This window comes from Gelria sp. Kuro-4, from assembly GCF_019668485.1.
In the GTDB taxonomy this organism is placed as follows: domain Bacteria; phylum Bacillota; class DTU030; order DUMP01; family DUMP01; genus DUMP01.
In genome coordinates, this window is sequence record NZ_AP024619.1 from 2,783,314 (window position 1) to 2,808,738 (window position 25,425).

Here is a 25,425-nt window from a genome sequence, read left to right on the forward strand (position 1 = left end):
ATATGATCACCCTTCGCGCTTTTTCCTGCCGCTATCCAGGCGGCACTTGGGGGCTTAGAGACGTCAACCTGGACGTCGCCCCGGGAGAGCTTCTCGCCCTTACCGGGCCGAGCGGGTGCGGCAAGAGCACCCTTGCCCGCTGCCTGACCGGCTTCATCCCGCACGGACAGAGCGCAGAACTTTCAGGCACCATCGAGGTAAACGGCCTCGAGCCGCGTTCCGCCGGTGTATACCGCCTGGCCGCCCGTGTGGGCCTGGTGCAGCAGGACCCGGAAGGGCAGTTTTGTACCTTACGCGTGGCTGACGAGGTGGCCTTCGGACCGGAGAACCTGGCCCTTCCCCGCGCCGCCGTGGCGGAGCGCGTGCGCTGGGCGCTGGCCGCGGTAGGGGGCGTTCACCTGGCCGGCCGGAAGCTGAGCGGCCTCTCCGGCGGGGAGAAACAAAAGGTGGCCATCGCTGCGGCCCTGGCCTGCCGGCCGGCGGTGCTCATTTTGGACGAACCCACCAGCAACCTGGACCCGCGCGCCACCCGGGAGGTCTTTCACACCATCGCGGAACTCCAGTCCGTTTCCGGCCTCACCCTCCTTGTGTGCGAGCACCGGTTGCACTACCTGGCCGGCCTCGCGGAACGGCTGGTGGTGCTGGCCGGCGGGCGCGTGCTCGCCGACGGCCGCCTGGCCGAGGCAGGCCGGTGGGCCCCGGCCCTGGCCGCCTACGGGGTGCAGCTGCCCGACCCGGCACCGGCGGCGCTCCCGCCGGGAAGGCGGCGTCCGCGTGGGAGCGCGGCGCCCGGGAAGGCGCTTCTTACGGTGGAAGACCTCTGCCTCGACTACGGCAGCCGGACCGTGCTGAGCGCTGTCAGCTTTGTGCTGCGTCAGGGCGAGCTGGTAGCCCTCATGGGGGCCAATGGCAGCGGAAAAAGCTCGCTCCTGCGCGCCCTTCTGGGCCTGGTGCGCCCGCGCCGCGGCAGGGTGGTCCTCGAGGGCAACACGGCGCCGGCGCGCGTCCCGGCACGGGCGCGGCACCTGGGACTCGTCCTGCAGAACCCCAATCACCAGCTCTTTGCACCCACGGTGTGGGAAGAGCTGCTGCTGCCGGCGCGCAACTTCGGCCTCCCGGAGGAAGAGGGCCGGCAGCGGGCAAAGGCGCTCCTTGAAGCCTTCAAACTGGAGGGTCTGGAGGAACGGCCTCCGCAAACCTTGAGCCATGGGCAGAAAAAGCGCCTCGCCTTGGCGGCCGCTCTCACCTACCGGCCCAAAGTGCTGCTGCTCGACGAGCCCCTCATCGGCCAGGACCCGCACACCGCAGCTGTAACCCTGGCCGCCCTGCGCCGCTTTGCCGCCGCAGGCGGCGCCGTGCTCCTGGTCTGCCACGACCCTTACATCGCCGACCTTTACTGCGACCGGGTCCTCTTTCTCGAGGCCGGCCGCCTTATCGCCGGCGGCGCTCCCGAAGAAGTCTGGCCCCAACTGGCGGCCCGGGACTTTGCCGAGTTCGTCCCCTGGTACCGCCTGCAGCCGAAGGAGGTGCCCAGCCCTGTACTTTCCTGACTTCAGTTACCGCGCCGGCCGCACGTGGCTTCACCGGGCGAACCCGGTGGCGAAGCTGGTGGCACTTTTTTGTTTGAGCCTCCTCGTTTTTGCCTTGCCCAACCCAGTGTTCCAGGCGGTGCTCTTTCTTCTTACCTCGACCGCAGCCGCCCGTGCCGGAATGGGCGGCGCCTTTTGGCTGAAAAAGCTACGCTTCGTGCTGGTCTTCGGCCTCACCCTTTTCTGCGCCCAGCTCCTCTTTAACCAAAAAGGCCCGGCCCTCATGGTGCTGCCGCCGGGACAGCTCGCTATAACCGTCCGCGGCCTGGTGCGCGGGCTCACCATGGCCCTGCGCCTGCTTAACATCACGGGGGCAAGTTACCTCTTTACCGCCACCACCGACCCGGGCGACCTGGCCTACGCGCTTATGCAGGCCGGGCTGCCTTATCGCTACGGCTTCATGCTGGTGACGGCGCTGCGCTTTGTCCCGCTGCTGCGGGAAGAGGCGGGTACGGTGTACGCTGCGCAGCTGGCCAAGGGCATCCCCTTGGACCGCCCCGCCCCAGCCACCCTGCCCCAGCTGGCCCGCTACATGTTCTGGCCGCTCACCGTGGCGGCGCTGGAGAAGGTGGACACCCTGGCCGTCTCCATGGAAGGGCGTGCCTTCGGTCTCTACCGCCGGCGCACCTACCTGCGCCAGTGTCCTTTTACCCGGGGGGACGGCGCGCTCATCGCCCTGAGCCTGCTCGGCACCGCCGGCGTGCTGGCGCTCTTTTACCTCTGCCCGAAGCTGAGGGCCTGTTTTTCGTACCTGGACTTCACATTCTAGGAGCCCAGCCCCCGACACTTCCAGTTCCGCCGCCTGCGCCAAGAGAAGCTCCGCCTGCCGGGGGCGAAAGCCGGCAAAGCGGCGCAGCGCTGCGGCCACGTGCGGGATCACCGCCGGGAGCGCCCCGGCCTGGGCGGCCTCTTCGTACGCCGCAAGGAGCTCGGTCACCAGGCGGTACTTGGCCGGTGTAAACATGGGGTCAGTCGAAAGGACCGAGGCACAGGCCTCGCCCACCTCGCTGAGCGGCTCCCCTTCCCGGCTCTCCTCCCAGTCCAGGCCGTAGAGCTGCCCTCCCGCGCCCACCAGAAAGTTGCGCAGGACGGCATCACCCTTAAGGAGGGTGCACCCACCCCGTCTGAAGCGTGCGTGGAGCTCCCCCAGCCAGGTACCCAGCCGGCGCGCCAGGGTGGCTTCCAGCGTCTGGTTCAAGACATCGCAGAGATTCGTCCCCGTAACCTTCTCAAGGAGCAGCAAGTCCTCCCGTAGGAGTGCCAGCGGCCGCGGCACGGCTATGCCGCGTGCCCCCGCCTCGAGGAGGGCGCTTTTTTCCCGGGCGCAGGCAGCGGCACAGGTGTAGAGTTTGGCCGCCAGCTCCCGGCGGCCGTCACTCACCCGGTACACGCGGTTTTTCTTGCTGCGGTAGCGCTCCAGGACAGTGAGCCCGTAACCCTCGAGCAACTGAAGAGCGTCGTCCATCCTGCACACCTCGCTCGGCGCCGGCCGTGTCGCGTATTGCTATCCAGGTGACACAGCGAAAGGACCTGCGCTGGAACGCAGGTCTTCCCTTTTGCCCGTGTTACTCGCGCGGCCCTTCTTTTCCCTCTTCCTTTTGCTCCTCCTGCGCCTCGCCTGGAGCCACAGGCGGCGCGGCCGGGGCGGACCCGTCCGGCGCGGCCGGCTGGGATTCTTCCGGCCGCTCCTCCGCCTTCAGTTCCTGCGGCCGGGGTTGCTCCGCCGGCGAGGCCGGCGGCACCTGGGACGGTTCTGCCCGGGCGGGGAGGGTCGCCGTCTCCGCCACCACCTGCGTCCCGGCCCACTTGTCGCCCAGCCGCCGGCCCAGCGGATCGCCCAGGACCAAGAGCAGCTCCACCACCCCGAGGACCAAGCTCACGAAAGGCCCGATCACCCAGCCGAGAAGCGGCACAATGCCAATGAGGCCGCCCAGGGCCAAGGTAAGGTTGCGCTTGGCCGAAACCCTTAGGTCTACCGGGCCGCCGTCCACGCGCACCACCGTAAGCCTAAGAAGCTTCTTCCCAATGCTCCGCCCCTTGTACTCCGGGTTCTTGGTCAGCTCGTACATGATACCGTCCTTGGTTAGGGTGTAGACCCCGCCCGCCAGAAACCCAACTAAAGGTACCAGGGAAAGCACGCCCGCAACGATCCCATCGATGAGGGCGGCGAGAAACCGGGAGACCAGGTCGGCTTTCGGCATTCTCCTCAACCCCTTTTTCAGACATCTCCTGCCTCCACTCTATCACACCTTAAGTTACGCTCACAATCCTCAAATTTGTTGCTCCCGGTTTTCCGCTTTTGTCCTCTAACGGTGGCCTTTAATCCGCCGGGCGCCCTCGCGCGCCCTACCCTCAGTGGTGCCCGCATCCTGGAAGCGCGACTCGCGCGGCGCCGGGCGGTCCGGCGGGTCGTTGTGCTCGGCCGCCAGCTCCTCCAGCCCCCGGTCCTGCCTGTTCCAGGTGAGGTTTTTCTTTGGCACAAGCTGCCCCCCCTTTCCCTTTCAGGATGCCCGGGCAGCCAGCTGTTAAACCATGTTAAACCACTTTGGCCCCCTGCGCCCGTGCTGCAATCCGCCGACGGATTTCCTCCGGGATCAGCTCCGCCACCCGGGCGCTGGCCAGGCACATGTAGGTATCGGAGGCCCCATAGTACACCAGCACCTCGTCCTCGTCCTCCAGGATCGCTTTGTCCGTTCCCGGTACGGCCCCGCAGGTGAACACCACGTTCGGCACCCAGGAGCGCCCGCGCTCGCCCACCTCCAATTCCGTCTCCGGCGAGAGGATGGGGTTAGGGGAGCGGTAGAGCAGGCGGCTGGGATCCCTGAGGTCCACCAGGATCACGCCCAGCCGGTAGACCATGGTGTTGCTCACCCCGTGGTAAATGAGGAGCCAGCCGTACTTCGTCTTGATGGGCTGGGAGCCGGAGCCGATCTTGAGCGAATCCCACATGAGACCCGAGCGCGGACCGATGATGATCTTGTGGCTCTGCTTGGGCCAGGGAAAACGCAGGGTGTCTGAGTACGACACCCAGATGCTGGGCTCCACCCGGTGGTACATCACCCACTTGCCGCCGATCTTCTCCGGAAAGAGGATCGCGTCTTTGTCCCAGAGGCCCGGGAAGGCGAGCCCGAGGCGCTTCCAGCGGTCGAAGCGGTGCGCCAGGAAATCCTCTACGCTGATGGTGGCCCCCGCCACCTGCGCCACCACCCCGTCGTAGGCGGTGTAGATCATGTACAGCCGGCCGTCGATCTCCACTACCCGGGGGTCTTCGCAGCCGCGGCTCTCCTCCGGCAGCGCCGGGCTGAAGATCGGTTCCGGCAGCCGTTCCATGAGCCGCGCGCGGTCAAAGACGGCCAGGCCGATACGGGAAACCTGGTCCTCACCGTAGGCCCGGTAAAGGAGATAAATCTTGCCTTCCAGGCGCACGGTGGCGGCGTTGAGCACGTAGCGGCTCTCCCAGGGGTGCCCGCCGATGGGCTTAAGGAGCGGGTTCTCGGAGGCACGCTTAAGCTCTCCCGCCGGCGGGAAGGCGCTGGCATCCTGTACCAGGACCACCTCTTCCGCCGGGCGCGCTCCCAAGAGCACGTCGAGGAGGTCGCTCGCCTCGCGCCCCTCGCCGATGCGCTCGATAACCTCGGTCATGATGTCCTGGGGGCGAAAGCCCATCTCCTTGTAGATCTCTTCCAGCAGGTCGTGGTGGAACCAGTCGCGCTCTACGTGCAGCGACAGCGGCGTGGGCACGCCCTTGCCCCCGCGAAAGCTGTAGCTGGCCCAGGTCCAGGCCGAGCAGGGGATAAAGGTGCCGTCGTGCAGCGTCAGGCTGAGGCCGTAGCCCTCCGTCATGAGCTTGAGGAGCCGCGCGGCCTCCGGGCGGCCGGCGCGGGCCATGTTTTCGGCGAGAAGGTGCACGCGGGCGGCGAGGTCGCGCTGGTGCCAGTTCTGGAAGATGTTCGTGGCCGAGAAAACCTCGCGGCCGCGGTGCTTGATGACCGAGTTTACCAGCTTGGTGCCGAACTCCTTGCGCTCACGGGCGTAGAGCTGCCAGATAAAGGAGTAGTGCTCGGCCTCCACCAGGCTCTTGGCAATGTGGGTGAAGTAGCGCAGCTTGGGAAAGGCCCCGCCCAGGCCCTTGGGCAGGTTGCTCACCGTTACCCGCGCCGCCAGCCGATCCAGGTGGGAGATGTCGCGCAGCTCCCCGACGCCGGGGAAGGTCTCCTGAGTAAAGATGAGCGGTTTTATCTCCACCTCTTCCAGGCTGTCCGGGCGCAGGTTGTCCTCCAGCCACCAGAGCAGGCGGTCGGTGTACTCGCGCTCCTCGCTGATCCCTGCCAGGGTGAAGGCGTCGCGTACGTCCAGGTGGTCCAGCAGCTCGGCCGTACTCGCATAGCCCAGGCGAATGAGCAGGTTCGGCGGCGGGAACTCCGTGAGCAGCCGGTGCAGCATCTCATCCTTTACCGCCAGGATGCTCTGGTGGGGCACCAGGCTGAAAATCTCTCTGACCACCGCGTCCGTTCCCTCGGGCGTGGTCAGGTCGCCCGGGAAAAGGGCGTCCACGGCCTGCTCCAGTTCAGTCATGAAGTGCTCCACCCCGGCCCCCACCTCCGCCGGCGAAAGCTCCGGCCCAAGGCCCAAGGCATCGTGCACAAAGCGGTGGAAGGCGGCGCTGTAGCGCTCCTGCAGGCGTCGGAACACGGCGCCCGTCCGCACCGGAATGCCGCCCAGGCCCTTGAGCTCCTTCGGCAGCGTGAGCGGCACACCGGGGATAAACTCCAGGTAATCGAGCGGGGTGATCACCGGGCGTACCTCCGCCGCCTTCTCCACCCACGTCTTGACAAAGCCCCCCTTGAAACGGCGAAACTCCTTCACCTGGTTCTCCTTGAGGCGCGCCACCTGTTCGTAGGTGAGGTCCTCCAGGTCCAGGTTCTTCACCTGGCCCACCAGGGCGCGGAAATCGTGCATGCCGGCGATAAAGCCGGCCACGCGGCCGTCGTAGAGCACGCGCAGGGCCTCCAGGATGTCGTCGGACTTAAGGCTCTGGTCGAAGGCGTAGGCCTGCAGGAGGTAGTACACCACATGAGCCCACAGCTCCTCACTGAAGCGAAACTCCGCCTCGTGCCGGCTCCCTGCCAGGCGTTCCAGACCCTTGAACTCTTTCTCCGGAAACACCCGGGCGTAGAGCGCGCTGAAGTGATCGAAGCCGGTGGTGAAGCTGCCGATGAGATCCGGCAGGTGACAGGTAACCTCCAGGGGGCGGTCCCGCGCCTCCAGGCCGTAAACGTCCGGCCGCTTGAGGATAAGCTGGGACTTAAGCCAGTAATCCTCGTGACTCTTGATGCAGTCAAAGAGCGCCCGCGCCACCTGTTTAAAAACGTGCGCCCTTTTACTCGGCGCCGGCGGGCTGAGCTTGGCACCCAGGCTCACCTCGCAGATCTTTTTGTCCCACACCACCGCCTGCGCCAAGAGCCAGGGGTCCACACCGAAATCGCCGATGCCCCCGTACCACCAGTCCAGATTTGTGCAGTAATCCTCCACCAGGCCGCGTGAGATCCCGTACACCCCGCTCAGCGGGTCGCTGACGCGCAGGCCGAAAAGCGCCTCCAGTACGGGCGCCACGAAAAAGCTGCCGGTCGGGTCCTCAAAGTAGTGGCGGCGGAAGCTGGTTACCACCAAGTCGTAATCGTGCAGCAAAGGAAACAGCAGCCGCTCCAGCCAAGCAGGCTTGAACCCCCAGCCGCCGCGCTCCTTAAGGTCCGCCTCCAGAAGGATCACATCGGCGGCCAACTCCCGCGCCACCTCCAGGATGGCCCGGATGCTGAAGCCGCGCCCATTAACCCCCGCCGGCAGCAGGAACTCGCGGTGCGGCACATCCAGTTCCAGCCCCTGCACCGCCGCCAAGGCCTCAGCGCCGGCCGGGTCCCCGGCGCAGACAAAGAGCGGTTTCACATTGAGGAAGGGCCGCAGCCCCCGGGCGGCGGTGGCCAGCACCTCAGGCAGGGTGGCCTTTTCATTGTAAAAGGGCACGCCCACCACCACGTCCACCGTACCGACATCCCGCACCTGGCTCAAGGCGGCCTCCAGCGTGCCCTGGAACAGGTCTTCGCGCGCACGCAGCTCCTTTATGTTCAGATGAACCCCTCCCAAATCGGACAGCATTTTTCTCTTGTCACATAAATTTGACGTCGCTGCCGGATATCCTTCCCTAGAATACCCCTTTTCTTCCTGCCGCAAGCAAAGAAGGCCCCGCCGCCGCGGAGCCGCCAAAAAGCGTATGCATAGGTGTAGTGGCAATATCTACTGGACGCTCCCCCCGCACGGGGCGGCAGCCCCCTCTTTCTTTCCCTCAACAAAGCGCAGCAGGTTCGCGCGGGCGTTGGCCATGTGCTGGGCAATGCGCCGCGCCGCCAGGTCGCTGTCGTGCACCTTCAGCGCCTCGAAAATGCCCAGGTGCTCCTTAACCGAGTAATGGATGCGCCCGGGCACGCTAAGGGAGCGCAGGCGCGCCTGCTCCACATAGTCCAGCATGCTGCCCAAGGCGTAGCGCAGGGCCTTGCTCTTGGACGCCTCCAGGAGGATGCGGTGAAACTCCGTGTCCAGCACGGTAATCTGCTCCACATCGTCTTTCGCCACATAAAACTCCTGTAGCTCCACCACTTCCTGCAGCTTCTTCAGTTCCTCTTCCGTAATACGTCGCGCCGCCCAGCTCGCCTCCAAGCTCTCCAGGTGCTCCCGGATAACAAAGATATCCTCTACGTCCTGGATGGTAATTCCTTCCACCACCACTCCACGATTCGGCAGGTAGCGCACCAGGCCTTCCAGCTCCAGCTGGCGCAAGGCCTCCCGGATGGGGGTACGGCTGACGCCGTACTGCGCCGCCAGCTTTACCTCCACCAGGCCTTCACCGGGAGCCAAGCGTCCTTTCAGGATGTCATCCCGCAGCTGGCAAAAAATGCTGTTGCGCAACACCTCTCTTCCCGCCTGCACATTCTCGCCACGTCGCGGCACCGTCATTCTCTCCTCTCATCAAACCCGTTCTCCCAAGTGTCGCAGCGTGCTTACTATCCCCCTCACGCTCTATCCCATATTCGCTACGGTCGACCGGGTTGTATCTACGTATACTCGTTTTTATTGTATGCTATTTCTATAACGACCGCAAGGTAAAAAACGCACCCGCAGGTGGCGGGTGCACAGGCCTTATAAGGAAGCCTACCTAGTTAACACTGGGAGATCCCCTAGTCCTCCAGGGGACGCGTGAGGAGATAATCGTTCAGGAACAAGTTGCGCAGCAGGGATAGCGTTGTGTCCGTTGCGGCTGGCGCCTTGGCTTCTTGTGGCCCCTGCTTCAGAACCCTTAAGTGTGCCCGTAAAAGTCCCGGTACCTCGACGGCCTTGCTTACGCTCACCTCCGGACACCTCCCCGTGGTTTCTCAGCGCGATTGAATTTCTGTATCCGTGTATTATTGTATACATTGCCCGCGGGAAAGTCAACGCCTTCAGAAATAGTCGCAATTGCACGTCCTCACATAGCCTTGGGCAGTCGCCCGGCGGCCGCCCGCCCCCGGCTTCCTTCTTGTCGGCCCATGCCACCACCTGCCTTCTGTTCGCGCACGCCAGGCCTACCTACGGGCGAACTCCAAAGCAGCGCCAATAGGCCGTAAGCCAACGCCACAGGTAACCCATGCGATCAAGCCTCCCCTCTTGCTTATGCCTTATTCTAACCACTGCAAAGGGAGCTTTCAATACTTTCTGTAAGCTATCCTCTCATATGAATGTTAGGTAGAATGCCGGAATAATATTTTTCCCCTGGTGGTTACGATCGGGGTATAGTATAATGAGAAGAGAGTCGGAGGAGCTGTGGTGGTCGGCGCACGGGGAAACCCTTGGACGCGGCCGGCGCAGAGTCGCCGCCGCGGGGAACGTTCACTGGATCCGGCAAACTGGCCGCTGCTGCACAATGGTGCATACCGCAAGGTACGGAATCGATCAGTGTGGCGCCGGGAAGGTAACCGGCGCCTTTGATTTTGTCCAGCCCGGGTGGTGCCGGTCGACACTGCCTGCTCAGTCCCGCGCCTCTGGCCCGAAGCAAAAAGGAGAAAGAAGGAGGTCCAGCGTTTGTCCCCGAGCAGCTCAGAGGGCTAAAACCCCCTGTAACTGGAAACCATTTACCGTGAATATTACAGTACATTAAGGAGAGTGAAAGCACTGACTACCTTTGACCAATTGGGATTGAGCCCAGCCGTGCTTGAGGCCGTAAGCAACATGGGCTTTGAAGAAACCACGCCGATTCAGGCGGAAACCATTCCTTTGTCCCTGGCCGGTCGGGACGTTATCGGCCAAGCGCAGACCGGCACCGGCAAAACAGCGGCCTATGGGATTCCCCTGGTGGAACAGGTGGATCCGCAGCAGGGCCAAATTCAAGCCCTGGTGGTCACACCTACCCGGGAGCTGGCCATGCAGGTCGCCGAGGAGCTCAACCGGGTCGGGCAGTTCAAGCACGTGCGGGCGCTGCCGATTTACGGCGGCCAGGACATCAACCGTCAGATCCGGGCGCTGGCCAAAGGACAGCACATCGTGGTCGGCACCCCGGGACGCCTGCTGGACCACCTGCGGCGCCGGACGGTCCGCCTGGCCCACATTAAGGCCGTTGTTCTGGATGAAGCCGACGAAATGCTGAACATGGGTTTCATTGATGACATCAAGGCCATCCTGCGCGAGGTTCCGGCCGAGCATCAAACCATGCTCTTTTCCGCCACCATGCCCGAGCCGATTCGGAGCCTGGCCGAACAGTTCATGCACGACCCAGAGCTGATCGCCATTCGCCCGAAGGAACTAACCGTGCCGGCCATCGAGCAGCACTACCTGGAGGTGCCGGAACGGCAGAAGTTCGACGTGCTCTGCCGCCTGCTCGATCTCGAGGCCCCGGACCTGGCCATCGTCTTTGGACGGACCAAGCGCCGGGTAAGCGAACTGGCCGAGGCCCTGGCTAAACGCGGCTATGCCACCGAAGGCATCCACGGTGATCTAACCCAGGCCCAGCGGGACAATGTAATGCGGCAGTTTCGCGAGCGAACCATTGAAGTCCTGGTGGCGACCGATGTGGCCGCCCGCGGGCTGGACGTAAGCGGCGTCACCCATGTCTTCAACTTCGACGTCCCGCAGGACCCGGAAGGTTACGTTCACCGCATCGGCCGCACCGGGCGGGCCGGAAAAGCGGGCGCGGCCATCACCTTCGTCACCCCGCGGGAAATGAACCAGCTGCGGCAGATCGAGCAGCTGATCAAACGCAAAATACCGCGCCGCCCCGTGCCCACGCTCACCGAGACCATCGAGGGTCAGAAGCGCCTCACGGTGGAAAAACTCCTCGAAACCGTAGAGTCCGCCGACGTGGAGCGCTATAAGGCGGTGGCGGAAAACCTGCTCGAGGAAACCGATTCTGTGCTGCTCCTGGCCGCAGCGCTCAAGCTCCTCACCCGCGAGCCGACCACCACGCCGATCGAACTCAGCGTCGAAGCGCCGCCCCGCCGGCGGGTACGCCCCCGGGGCGGCAGCCGGCACGGGCAGGTGCGAGGTAAGACCGCACCGCACAAACGGAGTCACGGCGACACCCGGCACCGTCCTTAGATCCGGAAAGGCAAAAACAGGGGTGCACCTGGGCAACCGCCCGGGCGCACCCCTGCTTTCTCTTGCCCGCGTCGTTCCGGAGCCCTTTCGCCCCGTTGAAGAACTATTCAACCCTTTCGACCCAGGAAAAGCTCGCACAGCGCGCCTGTTGCGCGCCGGCGAAGCTGCCTTATCATCAGCAACGAACTGGGTTTCGTACCGCTGCACCCCCCTCCTCTGAACAGGCATGCTTTCCACCTGATACAAATCCACGAGCCACCGTTTCCATTCCTCGTAGGTAGGCTCACAACCCCTTCCGGGACCGCCTGCTGCACCACGCTCTTTGGTTTCCATCCCTCGCAGGTAGGCTCAGGACCCGTTGTGCCCCCAGGCCCATACGGTGCCGTCAGACTTATTTCCATCCCTCGTAGGTAGGCTCAGAACCATGTTTGCCCCTTCGCTCCTTGTTGATGCCTTGTCGTTTCCATTCCTTGTAGGTAGGCTCAGAATACGACCTCCGCATCTCCAGCCGCGCCCGGACGGACGCGGTTTCCATTCCTTGTAGGTAGGCTCAGAACCGTCGCGGGGCTGAAAATACTGGCCTTTTCCTTACGCCTTCTTGGCTCTTTTGAGTCAGTCTGCTTGGGAAAAGGCCGTGACTCCGGTGTTTGTGCTGGTGTCGATCTCCCCGGTTCTTGACACTACTGAGGATCGACGACAATGGCTAAATCGGCTCCAGCATCCAAAGCCCTGGCTGTTCTTGGCGCCAATACCGCAATCGAGTGCCACCTGCAGCATAGCGGGGTCACCTTCAAATACATATTGTCCCAGCCAGCCTTTGACCACGGTATCTTTGAAGTAAAGCACCTTTTGATCGCTGCTTCGCACCCGGACGGACTTGAGGGCGATGCTTTCGGTAGTCCACTGAGCCTATCTCTTCCTGCTTGGAGGAAGACCTCTTCGGACGGAGTCACTTACTTCCGGCGATTACCTTCCTTCTGTTACCTTCAGCCTTCTCTCCTCGTAAACTAGGCGGCGGTGCGCTTGAGGCCTTCTTCCAGCGTTACTTAGGGGCGCCAGCGCAGTTCCCGGACGATCTTTCCAGCATTGAGGAGGCTGGAGCACAGGTCGCCCGGCCGGGCTGGGCCGTAGGTTGCCGTCGGGTGCTCCACCGCTGCCGCATCCGCTATATCCACCTGGTAGAGCGGGACACCTGTCGGCAGGTTCTAATAATGCTTCCCCAACTCCCTTCGAACTTTGTGAATACGGATGGCTGCAGGGGACACTCCACCGATTAGGCCGAAGACACGATCTTCCAGTTTGCCTAATAGCGAGTCAACAACCTGTCCCCCCATTGTACCTTTCAGCAGTGGCCCTAAGAAAGTGCTCACTCCCGGAAGACAAAGCCCGGTTGCCGTCAGCGCCAAATCTAATCCCAGCCCCACGAGATCCACTACATCTGCCATCCGCCCCCATGGAGATGTCCGCCACTTTGCTACCTCTTGGTTATACCGCTCGATCCGGTGCTTCAGCTCCGTAGCCGAATCCGGAGTCGCACATCCATTGAGGATGTCAGTGATAATCGACCGGATTCTACGTGCCTCTGTAGAGTCAAGCACTTCCAAGTACTCTCGCAGTGGAACGTGGCTGGGTCGGGCAATGTGAAGTTCTCGTAAGACCAGCTGCAGTTCTCCTACGTCTGGGGTTAGAGGGTTCTTATCCGGGCCGGCTTGAAGGTGGGCAATAAGCCGCAGAATCGGTTCATTGATTACATTAAGTGGTGCATAGACGGCCCCTAAAGCACGCGCTACAGCCATATTCATGCTGTAGCCATAAGCTTCAAGGCTCAGGCTGTCTTTCATCTGGCGAATCTGGTGCTTCGGCTCATTAAGGCCCTTCACCATGAGTTCAACAAATGATTCTATGGCTCCACCAACTGCTAACGTCCCTGCTGCCGTGTGGCCCCTGTCTAAGAACCACCCCTCACCCGCTTCGGCCACGGTCAGATGCAGATCAAGCATTTTCGGGGCCACCTCAGCAGCAAATTCGAGAGCAGGATCCGCGTCCGCGCACTCAGACAACCCGCGCCGTACCACCTGATACAGTTCCGCCGCTGTGCCGGGGTCTTGCCGAAACCGCTTCCAGAACGGGAACTGCTTGGCCAGGGTGAGCACCGTCAAGCCATCCAGTTCGCGCGGCATCAGCGCCCGGCCCTCTGCGGCCTCCAGGATTTTCAGTACTGTATGCGCATTGTATTGGTGAAGCGGGGCATGAAACAGAGGAACTACCCTGCCTGTGCGTGCGAGTTCTACTATGAGGTCTACATCCAGTCCAAGTTTTCTCTTCTGTGACCAAACTTCACCGTCCTGCTCTACAGGCAAGTAAACAGTCTCGTAAAGCGCCAATAAAGTCTCCAATGTCTCTTCATTGTACCCTAGCCCGGGGTAAACCGCTCCGCCAGATCGGAAATGGCGGCCAAGAAATGTCTGATAACCCAAATTTGCTTCGATCAACTCAGGCAGATAGTCACAGAACCGTTCCTCGTCTGCGCGGGCAAGCTGCTTTATCTTCTCATCGCCGTAAAGCGCTGGATCAAACCGGCTGGTAGCAAGAAGATGCTCCGGTCGCTTGTTAAAACGAGCAGCAGCTGGACTACGTGTGAAGTCGTGGACGGTGAACGTCACCCCCGGCCCGAAGAGCTCGGCCAGAAGCCGTTTGGCATGTGCCACAAGTTCCTGTGTAGCGATACCACTCTCATCGCCCACATAAACATCCACTACTCCGCCGGCAACTGTGACGGCATCAACATGCACACAGCCTGGAATACAGTTCTTAAGACACAGTACCAGGTCGGTTTTGTTGGGCGGCCAAAACACACCGGAACGTCTGAGCTCAGGTGACAGCTGATACGGTGGTAAGGCACTGCCCGGGCCTTCTTCGTAAGGTTTGACCTCCACCAAGGTCGTTACAGGGCGGCGTTCCTCTAGAACTTGGCGTGCTTGGGTAAGAAGCTCCAGGGTCGATGCACCACCCTCTCCCCCTACAAACACAGTTACTTTGTTCTGTCCGTTGTCAATGGAGTTTATCCTTTTAACTCCCGGTACACGGAAGAGAACCGCTCGCTCCAGCATGAAACGAACCAGGCTCACCGCGCAACCCACCTCAAACCCGAAAGTAACGCCTGGGAGCTACCATTATACCGCACGCAGCGCTGCTAATAGGTGTATGGGTGTACCCGTCACCTGTAACGTTCCTCTGAAATTTTGAATGATGTCAAAGGCCGTCGGCGTTGCGGTTCCGGCGATCGGCGAACCAGGCGGCGGTGCGTTTAAGCCCTTCCTCCAGCGCTACTTGAGGGCGCCAGCCCAGCTCCCGGGCGATCTTTCCGGCATCGAGGAGGCTGGAGCGCAGGTCGCCCGGCCGAGGTGGGCCGTAGGTGGCCGCCGGCAGCGCCGGCTTCCTCCCCTGCTCCCGAAGAATTTCCGTCAGGGCAGAGCGCAGGCCCCGCTCCAGCTCATTCACGTCCGTACCCCGGCCCGTACCCACGTTATAAGCGCGGAAGCCCTCCCACTCACCCTCCAGGGCCAGCAGGTTGGCCCGGGCCACATCCTCCACGTAGACATAATCCCTTATGTACCTGCCGTCCCCGTTAATAATGGGCGCCGCACCGGCCAAGAACCTCTCCAGGAAAATGGCCACCACCCCGGCCTCGCCGTGCGGGTCCTGCCGCGGGCCGTAGACGTTGCCGTAGCGCAGGGCCGCACAGCGCAGGCCGTGCTCGCGGGCAAAAAAGGCGAGGTACATTTCCCCGGCGAGCTTAGCTATGCCGTAGGGCGAGACCGGTGCCGCCGGGTGCTCCTCCGCCGCCGGTTCGAACACATCGCCGTAGAGCACCCCGCCGGACGAAGCAAAAACAAAAGCGCGTACGCCCTGCCGCACCGCCGCTTCCAGCACATTTAACAGCCCGAGCACGTTCGTCCGCGCATCCAGGCCCGGCTCCCGCACCGAGCGGCTCACCGAGATCTGCGCCGCCTCATGGATCACCGCCTCCGGTCGCGCCGACTCAAAGGCCTTCTCCACCGCGGCGGCGTCAGCCACATCCACCTGAAAGATCGGCACCCCCGCCGGCAGGTTCTCCTTCTTCCCGCCGGAGAGGTCATCCACCACCGCCACCTCATGCCCTGCCGCCAAACACGCCTCCACCACGTGCGAGCCGATGAACCCGGCACCGCCGGTTACCAATACGCGCACTCCACTCTCTCCCTTCGCGTTCCCGCAGCCATGGCACCGGGATTGGATAAGTTATCCAAGTTCAGTAATCCTGCACCTGATCAGATCTAACAAAATCCAGCTTCATGCCCAAGGCTTTTGCAATTCACATCGCCGTATCTACGCGTGGCACAAAACCTTCCTCCAGCGTCACCTGCGAGCACCAGCCCAGATCCCGCGCAATCTTGCCGGCATTGAGGGTCCTTTATACTGATAAGGCAGCCCGCCGAGGCCGCCTTGCTGTATTTTCACCGCTCTACGACTACGCCTTCATTGTCCCCCTGTTGTTTTGGAGTACGTGAATCGTCCCCCGCGTACCACGTGCCGCCTCAGGGGTAAGTACCACGCGCAGGGTTTGAAAGATAATCTGCAGATCCAGAAGCGGCGAGTAGTTCCGTATGTAGTACAGGTCGTACCGGAGCTTGTCCGCTGGGTCGGTATCGTACTTCCCCTGTACCTGCGCCAAGCCTGTGATCCCCGGCTTTACCTTAAGCCTGAACTTATACTCCGGTATCGTCTCGCAGAACTGCTCCACAAAGAACGGCCGTTCCGGCCGGGGACCCACAAAGCTCATATCTCCCTTGATAACGTTGAAGATCTGCGGGAGCTCATCCAGCCGCGACGCGCGGAGGAATCTCCCTACTTTGGTGATCCGCGGGTCGTTTTCGCTGGCCAGGACCGGCCCGGTGAGCTTCTCCGCGTCCTGTACCATGGTTCGGAATTTCCACAGCTTGAAGGGTTTCCCATTTTGCCCGCTGCGCTTCTGTAAATAGAATATCGGGCCGGGTGAAGAAAACCGTACCGCTACCATGAGTACTGGAAAAAGCGGCAAGGCGAAAACCAAAGCCACAGCAGCCAGGCCCAAGTCCAGAAGGCGCTTCATCAGCTGCTGACCGCGTGTAAGTCCCAGTCCTTCCACTCGAAAAACCGTGAGGTCGTCAATCCGCTCCACATTCGCGTTATGTAGGAGAATCTCATACAGCTCCGGCAACAAGAATACCTCTTTGTTCCACTCTAGACAGGTGGCGATCAGGCGTTCCCTTTCCTCACGCGGAATAGACGAGTTGATACAGATGATGTCTGCCTCTGCCACAGCTTGCGCTGGAAACTCGCTCCCGCCTGCATCGTGGACAGCGCGTACATTATAGTGACGGCCCGTCAGTGAGCCCAGCTTCTCCGCCACCCTTAAGCCATCCCCATTCGCCCCTATCACAGCCACTGTCTTCGTCGTCTCTGCCCGGTCTATTACCGTCTGCCAGATAAGCCGCCACACCCCAAGAAGCACTACCTGTAGAAAACCGGCAATGAAGAACACCGTACGCGGAAAGGCAAAACCACGGAGGAAGTACGTCAAGGCCATGGCCAGCACATTCAAGATAACGACCGAGAGACCCACACTATAGAGAGTCTCCAGTGGCCGTTTCCAACTACCCTCATAAAGCCCGAACAACCAAAAAAGGATGAGAAGAATAAGGCTGAGGTACGGTACAAGTCTTAAGTATGGCGCTAAGTTTTCTACTGGAATGGCAGCGCCAAATCGTACCCTAAAGGCAACGTAAAAGCCAAGATTCATTAAGAAAACGTCAAGTATATACAGTAAGAGTTGGCCACCCCATGATCGGCGCATGGGACCTTCCTCCCCCGTCCTTGCATGCTCTGGTTACATCTTAGCGTGCAACTCTGCAAGAACGAATTCTACATTTCCCGACGTGGTTCCTGCCCCATTTGGTTAGCTAGTCCTGCTAAACGAAGTCAAACCCCGGCTTGCCCTCTTGCCTGTTCCTAGATTTACGAAGTACCCCTTAACATCAAAGCTGGAACGTTAAGTTCAACACCCCTCAGCAGCATTCCTTCCTTGTTCTTTCCCCCTTCTGGAGAACGTCCTTCAACATTTCTACATAGCGGGTCACAGCTTTCTCTCGAGTAAAGTTCTCCAGGTAAGCTTTCCGAGCGTTGTCTCCGGCCCTTAATACTTCATCATGAGATGCTGCTAGGCGCTGAAGCAATTGGTGTGTCTCGTCAGATGTCGTGGCTACCCATCCGCAATCCCACTGACGCACGATCTCGGCTACTTCATTATTAGATGAGCCGATTGCTAGAATTGGCTTACCGGCGGCCAAAATGGGATATGTCTTTGAAGGAACCGCAAGGCCGGTCAGCTCAGGTTCTAAAGCCACTACACAAATGTCAGCTGCTGCCAGCATATCGTTAAGCACGTTTTCGGGTTGATATGGCAAGAAGATTACATTGGATAAGCCCAGTTTCTTCGCCGTAGCCTGAAGACTAGCCTTTTTTTCGCCACTGCCAACAAAAAGGAATTGTGTATCTCCTTGAGTTTTTGCAGCTGCTTCTAACAGATACTCCAGATTATGAGAAATGCCCATGTTGCCAGTGTATAGTACCACAAAACGGTCTCCCAGACCGTGGATTGTGCGGAAAGAATTAAGTCTTGGACGAGGACTGATATCTTGTGTTGACCAGTTGTGGATGACCCTTATCTTTTCATTGGATACACACTTTTCCACTTGAAGGTATTCTCGCATCCGGTCCCCCAGCACTACAATTGCAGTAGCATTAGTAAAGATAAGCGAATTCATCCTGTCCCATAGACGGACGACCAAACCAGATCGCAGCCTTCCACACTTTACTAAGATGTCCGGATGCAGATCATGAACAACATAGACAAACGGACAATGCAACTTGTGTTGTGCAAGCACCCCAAGTAGCCCAACAGATGGTGGATTCGTGAGGGTTACCACAGCGTCAAAATGTTCTCTTAAACTTAACACCTGAATCTTTTTCCATGCTGAGAGCATAAACCCTAGGTACCCCTGTATGCGTTTCCTTATACTGGAGCGTCCCTTAACACCGCCCGTCCCCACACGGTAAACCGTGATCTCTTGTCTACCCTCAACTGGGGGTGCTTCTGGAGCATCATCTGTATAGCTGGGAAACCCACAAACCACGATAATCTCAAATCCTCTGTGGGCGAGTCCTTCACACAATGAGGCTAGTACCTGACCTGATGCTGCAGTATCGGGAGCAAAATACTGGTTGATAACTAGAAGTCGCTTGCCGTGGGCTTGTTGAGTGGCATGCATTGGCTTACCTACCCCTCTGCTGCATGTACCAAGCGATTGTTTTCTCAAGTCCTTCACGCAGCGAAGTTTTCGCCCGAAAGCCGAATTCCTGCCATGCACGCGAGGTGTCTAGCCGTCTACGTGGCTGCCCATCCGGCCGAGAGGTATCCCAGATAACGCTTCCTTGATATCCTACCATATCTTTGATAAGGTAGACCAAATCACGGATAGCAATCTCCCCGCCCGAGCCGAGGTTCACCGGCTCCGGCTTATCGTACCGCTCGGCCGCCAACAAAATCCCCTCTGCCGCATCCTCTACGTATAAGAATTCCCTCGTTGGCTTGCCTGTGCCCCACACCACTACTTGCTGCTGGCCGTTCTCTTCAGCATCAACGAATTTTCGGATCAAGGCAGGAATAACATGAGAGGTTTCAAGATCAAAATTATCGCGTGGCCCATAGAGATTAACTGGTAATAGATAGATACTGTTTAAACCATACTGTTGGCGGTATGCTTGTGCCTGCACCAATAACATTTTTTTTGCAAGACCGTAAGGAGCATTTGTTTCCTCGGGATAACCGTTCCAAAGATCCTCTTTAAAGGGTACGGGAGTGTACTTGGGGTAAGCACATATGGTACCTAACAACACGAGCTTACGGACACCAAACAGTCGTGCCTGTTCGATGAGCTGAATGCCCATTATGGCGTTGTCATAAAAGAAGCGTCCCGGATTAGCCTGATTGGCTCCAATGCCTCCTACAACCGCTGCGAGGTGAAAAATTATTTCCGGCTGGGTATCACTTAGGAGATGCTGAATATTTTCCTTTTCTCGCAAATCGTACTCACGGCTGCGTGGAACAAAAACATTACAACAGCCCCTTCTCTGTAACTTTTCCACCAGGAAGGAGCCTAGGAACCCCGCTCCGCCAGTGACTACTACCCTTTTATCTTTCCACATTCCTCTCACTCCTTGACACTACTACTTAAGCAATAGCAGTCCAGGCCTTATTCAAACCCTCGCCCTGTAGAATCTAACGACGCAGTTACTGCCGCCTCCCAACAATGCCAGCCTGCAAATTTCTTCTTCAATATGGCTTTCCCTTCTCCCGGCGGGGTAAGCCCCAAAGCCTCCATATCTGCATCTACCATAATACGGACAAGTTCCTTAAACGTAACCTTAGGTTCCCAACCGAGTTTTTGTCGAGCCTTGCTTGGGTCAGCGAGCAAATGTTCCACCTCTGTGGGCCGGAAATAACGGGTATCGACTTTGACATATCTTTGCCAATCTAGCCCGACATATTCAAATGCCTCTTCTAGGAATTCGCGTACCCTATGAGCCTCCCCAGTGCCGATTACGTAGTCCTCGGGCTTTTCCTGCTGTAACATTAACCACATAGCCTCCACATACTCCGGTGCATACCCCCAGTCCCTCTTGGCATCTAGGTTTCCAAGGTAAAGGTCCTTCTGTTTCCCTGCCAGAATCCTTGCCACAGCTCGAGTGATCTTTCTCGTAACGAACGTCTCGCCTCGACGTGGGCTCTCGTGATTGAATAAGATGCCATTACAGGCATAAAGACTGTATGCTTCCCGGTAGTTCACAGTCATCCAATAGGCATACAACTTGGCAGCAGCATAAGGGCTGCGCGGGTAAAAAGGCGTGTTCTCGTTTTGAGGAGGCGGTGAAGCCCCAAATAACTCAGATGTGCTGGCTTGGTAAAATCGTGTCTTGATGCCACTTCGACGTACCGCTTCCAACAATCTAGTAGTTCCTAGCCCTGTCGTTTCTCCAGTATACACAGGCATATCAAAACTAACTGCAACATGACTTTGGGCTCCCAAGTTGTAAATCTCGTCCGGTTGGACGTTGTACACCAAATTCGAGATCTGTTCTAGATTAGTTAAATCTCCATAGTATAGAAATAATTTGGCCCCCGGGTCATGAGGATCCTGGTATAGGTGGTCAATGCGGTCCGTATTGAAGGTGCTAGCCTTTCTTATAAGGCCGTGCACCTCGTATCCCTTAGCCAACAAGAGCTCAGCCAGGTAAGAGCCATCCTGGCCAGTTATACCGGTGATGAGAGCTTTTTTACTCATATCATACATCCCTCCTATCTCGTGTTCAGTTAGCTTCAGGCCTTGCCCACCCATTTCCAGAAAAGCTAGCGGAAAAAGCCGAGATCGCCTTTAAGGAGATCATGGGCGCGGCTAAAAGGGGGACTACCTGCCCTTTCCATGGCCGTGGGACTTGAGGTTCAGGTTCTGCGGTCCATGATGGAGGCAGAGGCGACGGAGATAGCCGGACCCAAAGGTAAGCATCTTTGTGATCGCCAGGCATTCCGCCATGGCGCAGAGAGAGGGAGCGCGGTTAGGCGGGCGAAGGTAGCTATACAGCAGCCCAGGGTGAGAGTCAAAAACAGCCTCATCAAAGCCCTAAGGCCCCTGCAGAAGCTGGCCGACGACCTGGAGAACCGGTACCCTAGGGCGGCCGCAAGCCTGCGGGAGGGGCTAGAAGAAACACTTTCCGTGACTTCTAGGACAGGCTGGCCTGCTAATGAAGACGCTGAAGTCAACCAACGCCATTGAAAGCGTTTGACGAGGTGCAGGTCGCCGCTTGCGACGCAAAGCGTTAGCGCCACGGACAGCAGGTTCGGCGCTGGTCGGCGGCGGGGTTACGGGAAGCTGAGAAGGAGTTCAATCGCATTAAGCGGTACTGCTTACTACCGCTGCTGGCGGCGGCTCTTGAACGCGAGGTGGTCCCATAATTATTCATCACCGTGAAAATGGCCTAAAAACGGAGAAAAGGGGCGCCCCTGAAATTTTACGAGGTCTCCGACATCATCCTCTTCTTACCATAAGCATCCTCCTTACGATCTCTACGTGAGATTAATAACAGCTCTCTGCCTACTAAACAGCTGAATTACTGGTGAATTCCGCCGCTCGGATATCTGTTAATCCTACTCCCTAGGCAAGCGGCTTTAGCTACCTCCACAGCCAGGACGATGTCATAGATGCTGGACGGGATCCTTAACCATGTACAGCTGTCAAACAGACGTAGCCAGCATTTAAGTATAGCATCAGCACCGATCACCCCAAGGCCCAACGACACTGCTCTTATCAGTCTAGAACGAAGAGTATTACCAAGAGTAATTTGGGCATACAGGGAATGAGCTACGTAAGTCGGGCACTTTGCAAGTAGCATTGGTAGAGATACTTGGATATACTCTGGAATTCGCCTGCACAACCGATCTAAAGACATTCGGTCATCGAAGTCATAAATCAACGCATCTTGCGCGTAGACTATTCTAAACCCCCTCGTCCATGCCCGCATGCCGAATTCCTCATCTTCTCCGCCGTATGCGCGAAAGTCCTCGTCAAAACCTCCTAATTCCACAAAATGCTTTCGAAGCAATGCAAGGCTGTTTGTAGAAACGAACTTGGGTGGTAAATCGTTCGGGTCATACCCAAATTTGCCAGCTTCAATTCTTCCACCAATATATCGCGAGTCCTGATACCTTGCATAGTTTTTTTTCGTGATGAGGTCTGGATGAACCCGGATATTAGCACGTATTATGCATCGTTGGTTACACTTCTGAATAGCTCTTACAAGTTCTAAGATATAATTAGGTGTTGGCAAATCATCACTATCCAAAAAGACTAGCAGATCGCCTTTGGCTATGAATGCGCCTGCGTTTCGACTCGCTGCCCTGCCTTTACTAGCCTCGTGTCTAAGAACAACTAGTTCTCTAAAATCGGTCAGTGAACTGTCCATGTAACTAGATACAGGTTCCGACGAAGCATCGTCCACAATAATAACATCTATCATGTTGTGTGGGTACGTTTGTTGAGCAAGTGCCTGCAGCAACCTTTCCAACCGATCTAATGTGTTTTTAAAAGGAATTACTACTGACACTATCATGGGTTAGATCCTTTCTCGGCCTTCTTGTAGAGAGATCGACGACAGGCCCAAGAAGATCCAGATCGGGACAAACGTAAAACCAGAGAATAAGCTGGTCAGTGTAAGACCAAGAGCACAGATAGTGGCCTGGTAAGGTACGCTCATCCCGTTTTTACTTGCTAAGGCCAAGTACCAGATTACTGATAGAAGGATCCCTATAAAGGAAACCATTCCCAAAATGCCCTGCTGCGCCGAGACTTCAAGAAATGCATTATTGGGAAATACATAGGATTGCCCTGTCATTACTCGATCAATCCCCCAAACGTAGTCCGTGTTTGGCTTAAGATACATAACTGCCATAAGGGGATATGATCCAAGACCTACTCCAAACAAAGGATTTGCAAGAAACAGGCGGAACGCTATCACGGCAGTGGAAAAACGTTCCCCTAGGGAAGGGTCATAATCCGCCAATTGGGAACCTGTTACAAGGTTGTTGACGATAATCATATATAGAGTTGAGATGGCTATTACGATAAGAGTAAGGATGGATAAAGGAATTAGAATTCTTTGCCCACGCCTTCTACTCCAGACACGGCAGAATGCTGCAACCAGTATCGTTAGCACGCAGCTAACTAGGCCCAAGCGCGACTTGGATAGAAGCAATGCTATTGACAGGACCAAAAAACGCAGCCATTGACGCCTAGGAGTTATGAATTCGGCAAGCCAGGCAGGTAACAAGGTGATTGCAAACATCGAAGGCTCCGGAGTAAATCCGAATGCTCTGGGAGAAGGCAGATTAGCAGGCGTAACGGCGTAAAAGGAGTTATTATTCATCAAGGGGTATGCAAACGGAAAGTTATAGTACAAAGCAATAACCTGGTAGATACCGAAAGCAGCGTGAAGCGTAGAAGCCAACGTGTATGACCGAATTAGTTTAGCTATGTCCCAATCCCCTAGCGATCCTAATCTAAGGGAGAAGTAAACCAAAATAAGGAGAAATACGGACGCCACTCCTCGTAAGTACTTAGCAAGTTGCGTGTATGTTCCCCACTGGACGTTTCCACCTTGCCAAACCCCAATAATCGAAAGCAGTGAGGCTAGGAAGTAAAGGAGAACGAACAGGGTAATAGCGTCTATGTGCATCCTGAAGATTGCTCCGCTCGCACAAGCTTTTGCCAGTAAATAGGCCCCTATTGTTCCTAAAATAAGAGTACTTAACTGCATGCCATAGCCAGAAACATTAAACGGCACAATCCCAATAAATGGAGCAACCAAGATGGCTAGGTTTACAAGTTTGGAATAGAGCGTCTGATATCTCAAAGTTTCCCTCCCCCAGTGCGCTTTTTGACATAGAATTGCTCGTGGGCACGGGAAAAAAGAGCCCTCTTGATTTGGAGCAATTGTTCGCGCAGTGTTACGGGAATAGTTCTCCTGCTTACGTAATCACAGTACCTATATAGCAGAACCCAAAGATCCCACATTCTAAATGTTAACGGGTACGGTTTGATGTGTGTTCGTCTGGCTTTCACGTCTTCTTTCCAATTCCTCAAAGGATCACTTGAAAGCCCACCCTCCAGAAACCGAGATACGACAAATGGCAGAATGTGAGCTTCTTCTTCTTTACCAATCCGCAACCAGTACTCGTAGTCCATAACAATCGCAAAGTCACAGCTGAATAAGCCGTAGCGCTCGAAAATGTCTCTTGTGATAAAAGTGGCCTGGTGCGGCAGGTAACATATTCGCGAAAGATACTTATAATCATACTTGACCGGCTGTTGAATGGCCAGTATTCTACCGTCCGGAGCTACCCTTTGAATTCCCCCGACTGCCCAGCGCCATCCGTTCAGCCTGTAGTCAGCAACAACCATTGAAAGGACGTTCTCGTTGACAAAAACATCGCCAGCATGTAAGTGGATGATAAGGTCACCTTTACTTAGCATGACTCCCTTATTCATTGCCTCAGAGATTCCATTATCTTGCGCAGAGTGGATTACTACTCTATTGGCCTTGTCGACCGCTTTAACCTCTTGGAGAGTGCCATCTGAAGAGCAACCATCGACAACCAAGTACTCCACGTTGGGATAGTCCTGTTCCAACACACTTCTCACCGTGGATGCAATCATTCCCACTGCGTTCTTGCACACAGTCACGACGGTTACGGTAGGAAGGTTGTTTCCACTTTGTGAATGCACGGCATTTAACACCTCAGCACCTCCCAGAGTCCTTTGTCACTTCTGTAGGCGCGATATAAGCTCACGGCGTAGCAGAAGTGCTTTAACAAATGCTTTATGCCAGGTATGACTCCGTTGAGTCTTTCTCCTGTTGAACCACTGACCCCTATATAGTAAGGTAAAGTGTGGAACGGTGTCCATCTTTTACCGGAACGAATCGCCTCACTTATCTTAGCTGCAAGCGCATGCTCGAAATAGATCCCTGCAGTGTCATTGATGGACTCGGCTAGCCCGTCCAATAGTAACCTGAATGCTTTTGGTCTAGCCACAAAAAAACGCGAATCAACAAACGCCCCGCGTTTTGACATTGGTAGCGAGCATATGTCTGGCGCGCTCTCGAGTATTCGCAAAACCCTCGTAGCGTTTGAGACAAAGATTCGCCCCGTGCACTTGACGCAATAATCATAGTTATCAACACTAGGATCCGCCGAAAAAACGTGCTCCAGGATTTTGGCTTCGCCATAGCCCTTGCCCAGGACGGAAGGATATTTGTTTCCATCGAACTGAATGAATCTAATAGCCTTGCGGCCTTCGACAACTCTCTGGAGATTATCAAGTGGGTAACCAGAGTTTTCGCAGAAAATAATATCAACCGGCCACGGGGAACTCTCGCGCCAATTTGACCATTGCTTTAGAGCATTACAGTAGTCTGCCATCCTTATTGTTGGATCCATCCGTACCGTAAACGTCATTGCACCTGGATCGATGGTAGCCGTCAATACAAGCAACAGCTTCATCTCAAAATTGGCCCCCAACAGCTTCTC

Annotated in this window: 20 protein-coding genes; 3 read left to right on the plus strand and 17 right to left on the minus strand. The window is 57.4% G+C overall.

The window, feature by feature from the left end; translation table 11 throughout:
- Nucleotides 1–2 precede the first annotated feature (2 nt).
- Together K5554_RS13920 and K5554_RS14780 are read left to right on the plus strand one after the other, a co-directional pair.
- Nucleotides 3–1,550, plus strand: coding sequence for an ABC transporter ATP-binding protein (locus K5554_RS13920; RefSeq protein WP_221039053.1), 1,548 nt, complete (start codon nt 3–5; stop codon nt 1,548–1,550).
- Between the two features lie 58 nt (nt 1,551–1,608).
- Nucleotides 1,609–2,358 (plus strand): energy-coupling factor transporter transmembrane protein EcfT, encoded by a 750-nt coding sequence (locus tag K5554_RS14780; protein WP_221039054.1) that lies wholly within the window; start codon nt 1,609–1,611, stop codon nt 2,356–2,358.
- 796 nt (nt 2,359–3,154) lie between these two features.
- On the opposite strand, the gene K5554_RS14600 is transcribed toward K5554_RS14780, so the two are convergent.
- The 5 genes from K5554_RS14600 to K5554_RS13950 form a co-directional block, all read right to left on the minus strand.
- On the minus strand, nt 3,155–3,790 hold the full coding sequence (locus K5554_RS14600; RefSeq protein ID WP_221039055.1) for an RDD family protein: 636 nt from the start codon (nt 3,788–3,790) through the stop codon (nt 3,155–3,157).
- Between the two features lie 105 nt (nt 3,791–3,895).
- Complete coding sequence (locus tag K5554_RS13935) at nt 3,896–4,069, minus strand: hypothetical protein (protein WP_221039056.1); 174 nt, start codon at nt 4,067–4,069, stop codon at nt 3,896–3,898.
- A gap of 55 nt (nt 4,070–4,124) precedes the next feature.
- Nucleotides 4,125–7,742, minus strand: a complete 3,618-nt coding sequence (locus tag K5554_RS13940; protein WP_221039057.1) for a glycosidase — start codon at nt 7,740–7,742, stop codon at nt 4,125–4,127.
- 138 nt (nt 7,743–7,880) lie between these two features.
- Nucleotides 7,881–8,591, minus strand: a complete 711-nt coding sequence (locus K5554_RS13945; protein ID WP_221039058.1) for a GntR family transcriptional regulator — start codon at nt 8,589–8,591, stop codon at nt 7,881–7,883.
- 227 nt (nt 8,592–8,818) lie between these two features.
- Nucleotides 8,819–8,989, minus strand: a complete 171-nt coding sequence (locus K5554_RS13950; RefSeq protein WP_221039059.1) for a hypothetical protein — start codon at nt 8,987–8,989, stop codon at nt 8,819–8,821.
- 799 nt (nt 8,990–9,788) lie between these two features.
- Between K5554_RS13950 and K5554_RS13955 the strand changes: the two genes are divergently transcribed.
- Nucleotides 9,789–11,207 (plus strand): DEAD/DEAH box helicase, encoded by a 1,419-nt coding sequence (locus tag K5554_RS13955; protein WP_370636992.1) that lies wholly within the window; start codon nt 9,789–9,791, stop codon nt 11,205–11,207.
- Nucleotides 11,208–11,819: 612 nt separating this feature from the next.
- Here the strand turns inward: K5554_RS13955 and K5554_RS13960 are convergent.
- From K5554_RS13960 to K5554_RS14010, 12 genes are all read right to left on the minus strand, one after another.
- Complete coding sequence (locus K5554_RS13960; protein ID WP_221040635.1) at nt 11,820–12,095, minus strand: CRISPR-associated endoribonuclease Cas6; 276 nt, start codon at nt 12,093–12,095, stop codon at nt 11,820–11,822.
- A gap of 158 nt (nt 12,096–12,253) precedes the next feature.
- On the minus strand, nt 12,254–12,382 hold the full coding sequence (locus K5554_RS14530; protein WP_255565428.1) for a hypothetical protein: 129 nt from the start codon (nt 12,380–12,382) through the stop codon (nt 12,254–12,256).
- A 30-nt stretch (nt 12,383–12,412) separates the two neighbouring features.
- On the minus strand, nt 12,413–14,335 hold the full coding sequence (locus K5554_RS13965) for a hypothetical protein (RefSeq protein WP_221039060.1): 1,923 nt from the start codon (nt 14,333–14,335) through the stop codon (nt 12,413–12,415).
- A 124-nt stretch (nt 14,336–14,459) separates the two neighbouring features.
- The gene (locus K5554_RS13970) at nt 14,460–15,437 is read right to left on the minus strand and encodes an NAD-dependent epimerase/dehydratase family protein (protein WP_221039061.1); all 978 of its coding nucleotides are present in this window, start codon (nt 15,435–15,437) and stop codon (nt 14,460–14,462) included.
- Nucleotides 15,438–15,717: 280 nt separating this feature from the next.
- Nucleotides 15,718–17,082, minus strand: a complete 1,365-nt coding sequence (locus K5554_RS13975; RefSeq protein WP_221039062.1) for a sugar transferase — start codon at nt 17,080–17,082, stop codon at nt 15,718–15,720.
- Between the two features lie 211 nt (nt 17,083–17,293).
- Nucleotides 17,294–18,556 carry a glycosyltransferase family 4 protein gene (locus K5554_RS13980; protein WP_221039063.1) on the minus strand — a complete coding sequence of 421 codons (1,263 nt, stop codon included), beginning with the start codon at nt 18,554–18,556 and terminating at the stop codon, nt 17,294–17,296.
- A gap of 4 nt (nt 18,557–18,560) precedes the next feature.
- Complete coding sequence (locus K5554_RS13985; RefSeq protein WP_221039064.1) at nt 18,561–19,493, minus strand: GDP-L-fucose synthase; 933 nt, start codon at nt 19,491–19,493, stop codon at nt 18,561–18,563.
- 47 nt (nt 19,494–19,540) lie between these two features.
- Nucleotides 19,541–20,629: a GDP-mannose 4,6-dehydratase gene (gene gmd, locus K5554_RS13990; RefSeq protein WP_221039065.1), complete on the minus strand. Its 1,089-nt coding sequence runs from the start codon at nt 20,627–20,629 to the stop codon at nt 19,541–19,543.
- Between the two features lie 823 nt (nt 20,630–21,452).
- Nucleotides 21,453–22,451, minus strand: coding sequence for a glycosyltransferase (locus tag K5554_RS13995; protein WP_221039066.1), 999 nt, complete (start codon nt 22,449–22,451; stop codon nt 21,453–21,455).
- Nucleotides 22,452–22,454: 3 nt separating this feature from the next.
- Entirely contained in the window at nt 22,455–23,750 is a 1,296-nt protein-coding gene (locus tag K5554_RS14000; protein WP_221039067.1) for an O-antigen ligase, read from the minus strand.
- On the minus strand, nt 23,747–24,634 hold the full coding sequence (locus K5554_RS14005) for a glycosyltransferase family 2 protein (protein ID WP_221039068.1): 888 nt from the start codon (nt 24,632–24,634) through the stop codon (nt 23,747–23,749). Before K5554_RS14005 ends, K5554_RS14000 begins: the two co-directional genes overlap by 4 nt.
- Nucleotides 24,628–25,398, minus strand: a complete 771-nt coding sequence (locus K5554_RS14010; RefSeq protein WP_221039069.1) for a hypothetical protein — start codon at nt 25,396–25,398, stop codon at nt 24,628–24,630. The genes K5554_RS14005 and K5554_RS14010 overlap by 7 nt, the downstream gene beginning before the upstream one ends.
- Nucleotides 25,399–25,425 lie beyond the last annotated feature (27 nt).

Coding starts and splice junctions, on each gene's coding strand:
- K5554_RS13985 (WP_221039064.1), bottom strand. CDS start 19,493: ATGTGGAAAGATAAAAGGGTAGTAGTCACTGGCGGAGCGGGGTTCCTA.
- K5554_RS13920 (WP_221039053.1), top strand. CDS start 3: ATGATCACCCTTCGCGCTTTTTCCTGCCGCTATCCAGGCGGCACTTGG.
- K5554_RS13995 (WP_221039066.1), bottom strand. CDS start 22,451: ATGATAGTGTCAGTAGTAATTCCTTTTAAAAACACATTAGATCGGTTG.
- gmd (WP_221039065.1), bottom strand. CDS start 20,629: ATGAGTAAAAAAGCTCTCATCACCGGTATAACTGGCCAGGATGGCTCT.
- K5554_RS14600 (WP_221039055.1), bottom strand. CDS start 3,790: ATGCCGAAAGCCGACCTGGTCTCCCGGTTTCTCGCCGCCCTCATCGAT.
- K5554_RS13980 (WP_221039063.1), bottom strand. CDS start 18,556: ATGCATGCCACTCAACAAGCCCACGGCAAGCGACTTCTAGTTATCAAC.
- K5554_RS14010 (WP_221039069.1), bottom strand. CDS start 25,398: ATGAAGCTGTTGCTTGTATTGACGGCTACCATCGATCCAGGTGCAATG.
- K5554_RS13940 (WP_221039057.1), bottom strand. CDS start 7,742: ATGCTGTCCGATTTGGGAGGGGTTCATCTGAACATAAAGGAGCTGCGT.
- K5554_RS13975 (WP_221039062.1), bottom strand. CDS start 17,082: ATGCGCCGATCATGGGGTGGCCAACTCTTACTGTATATACTTGACGTT.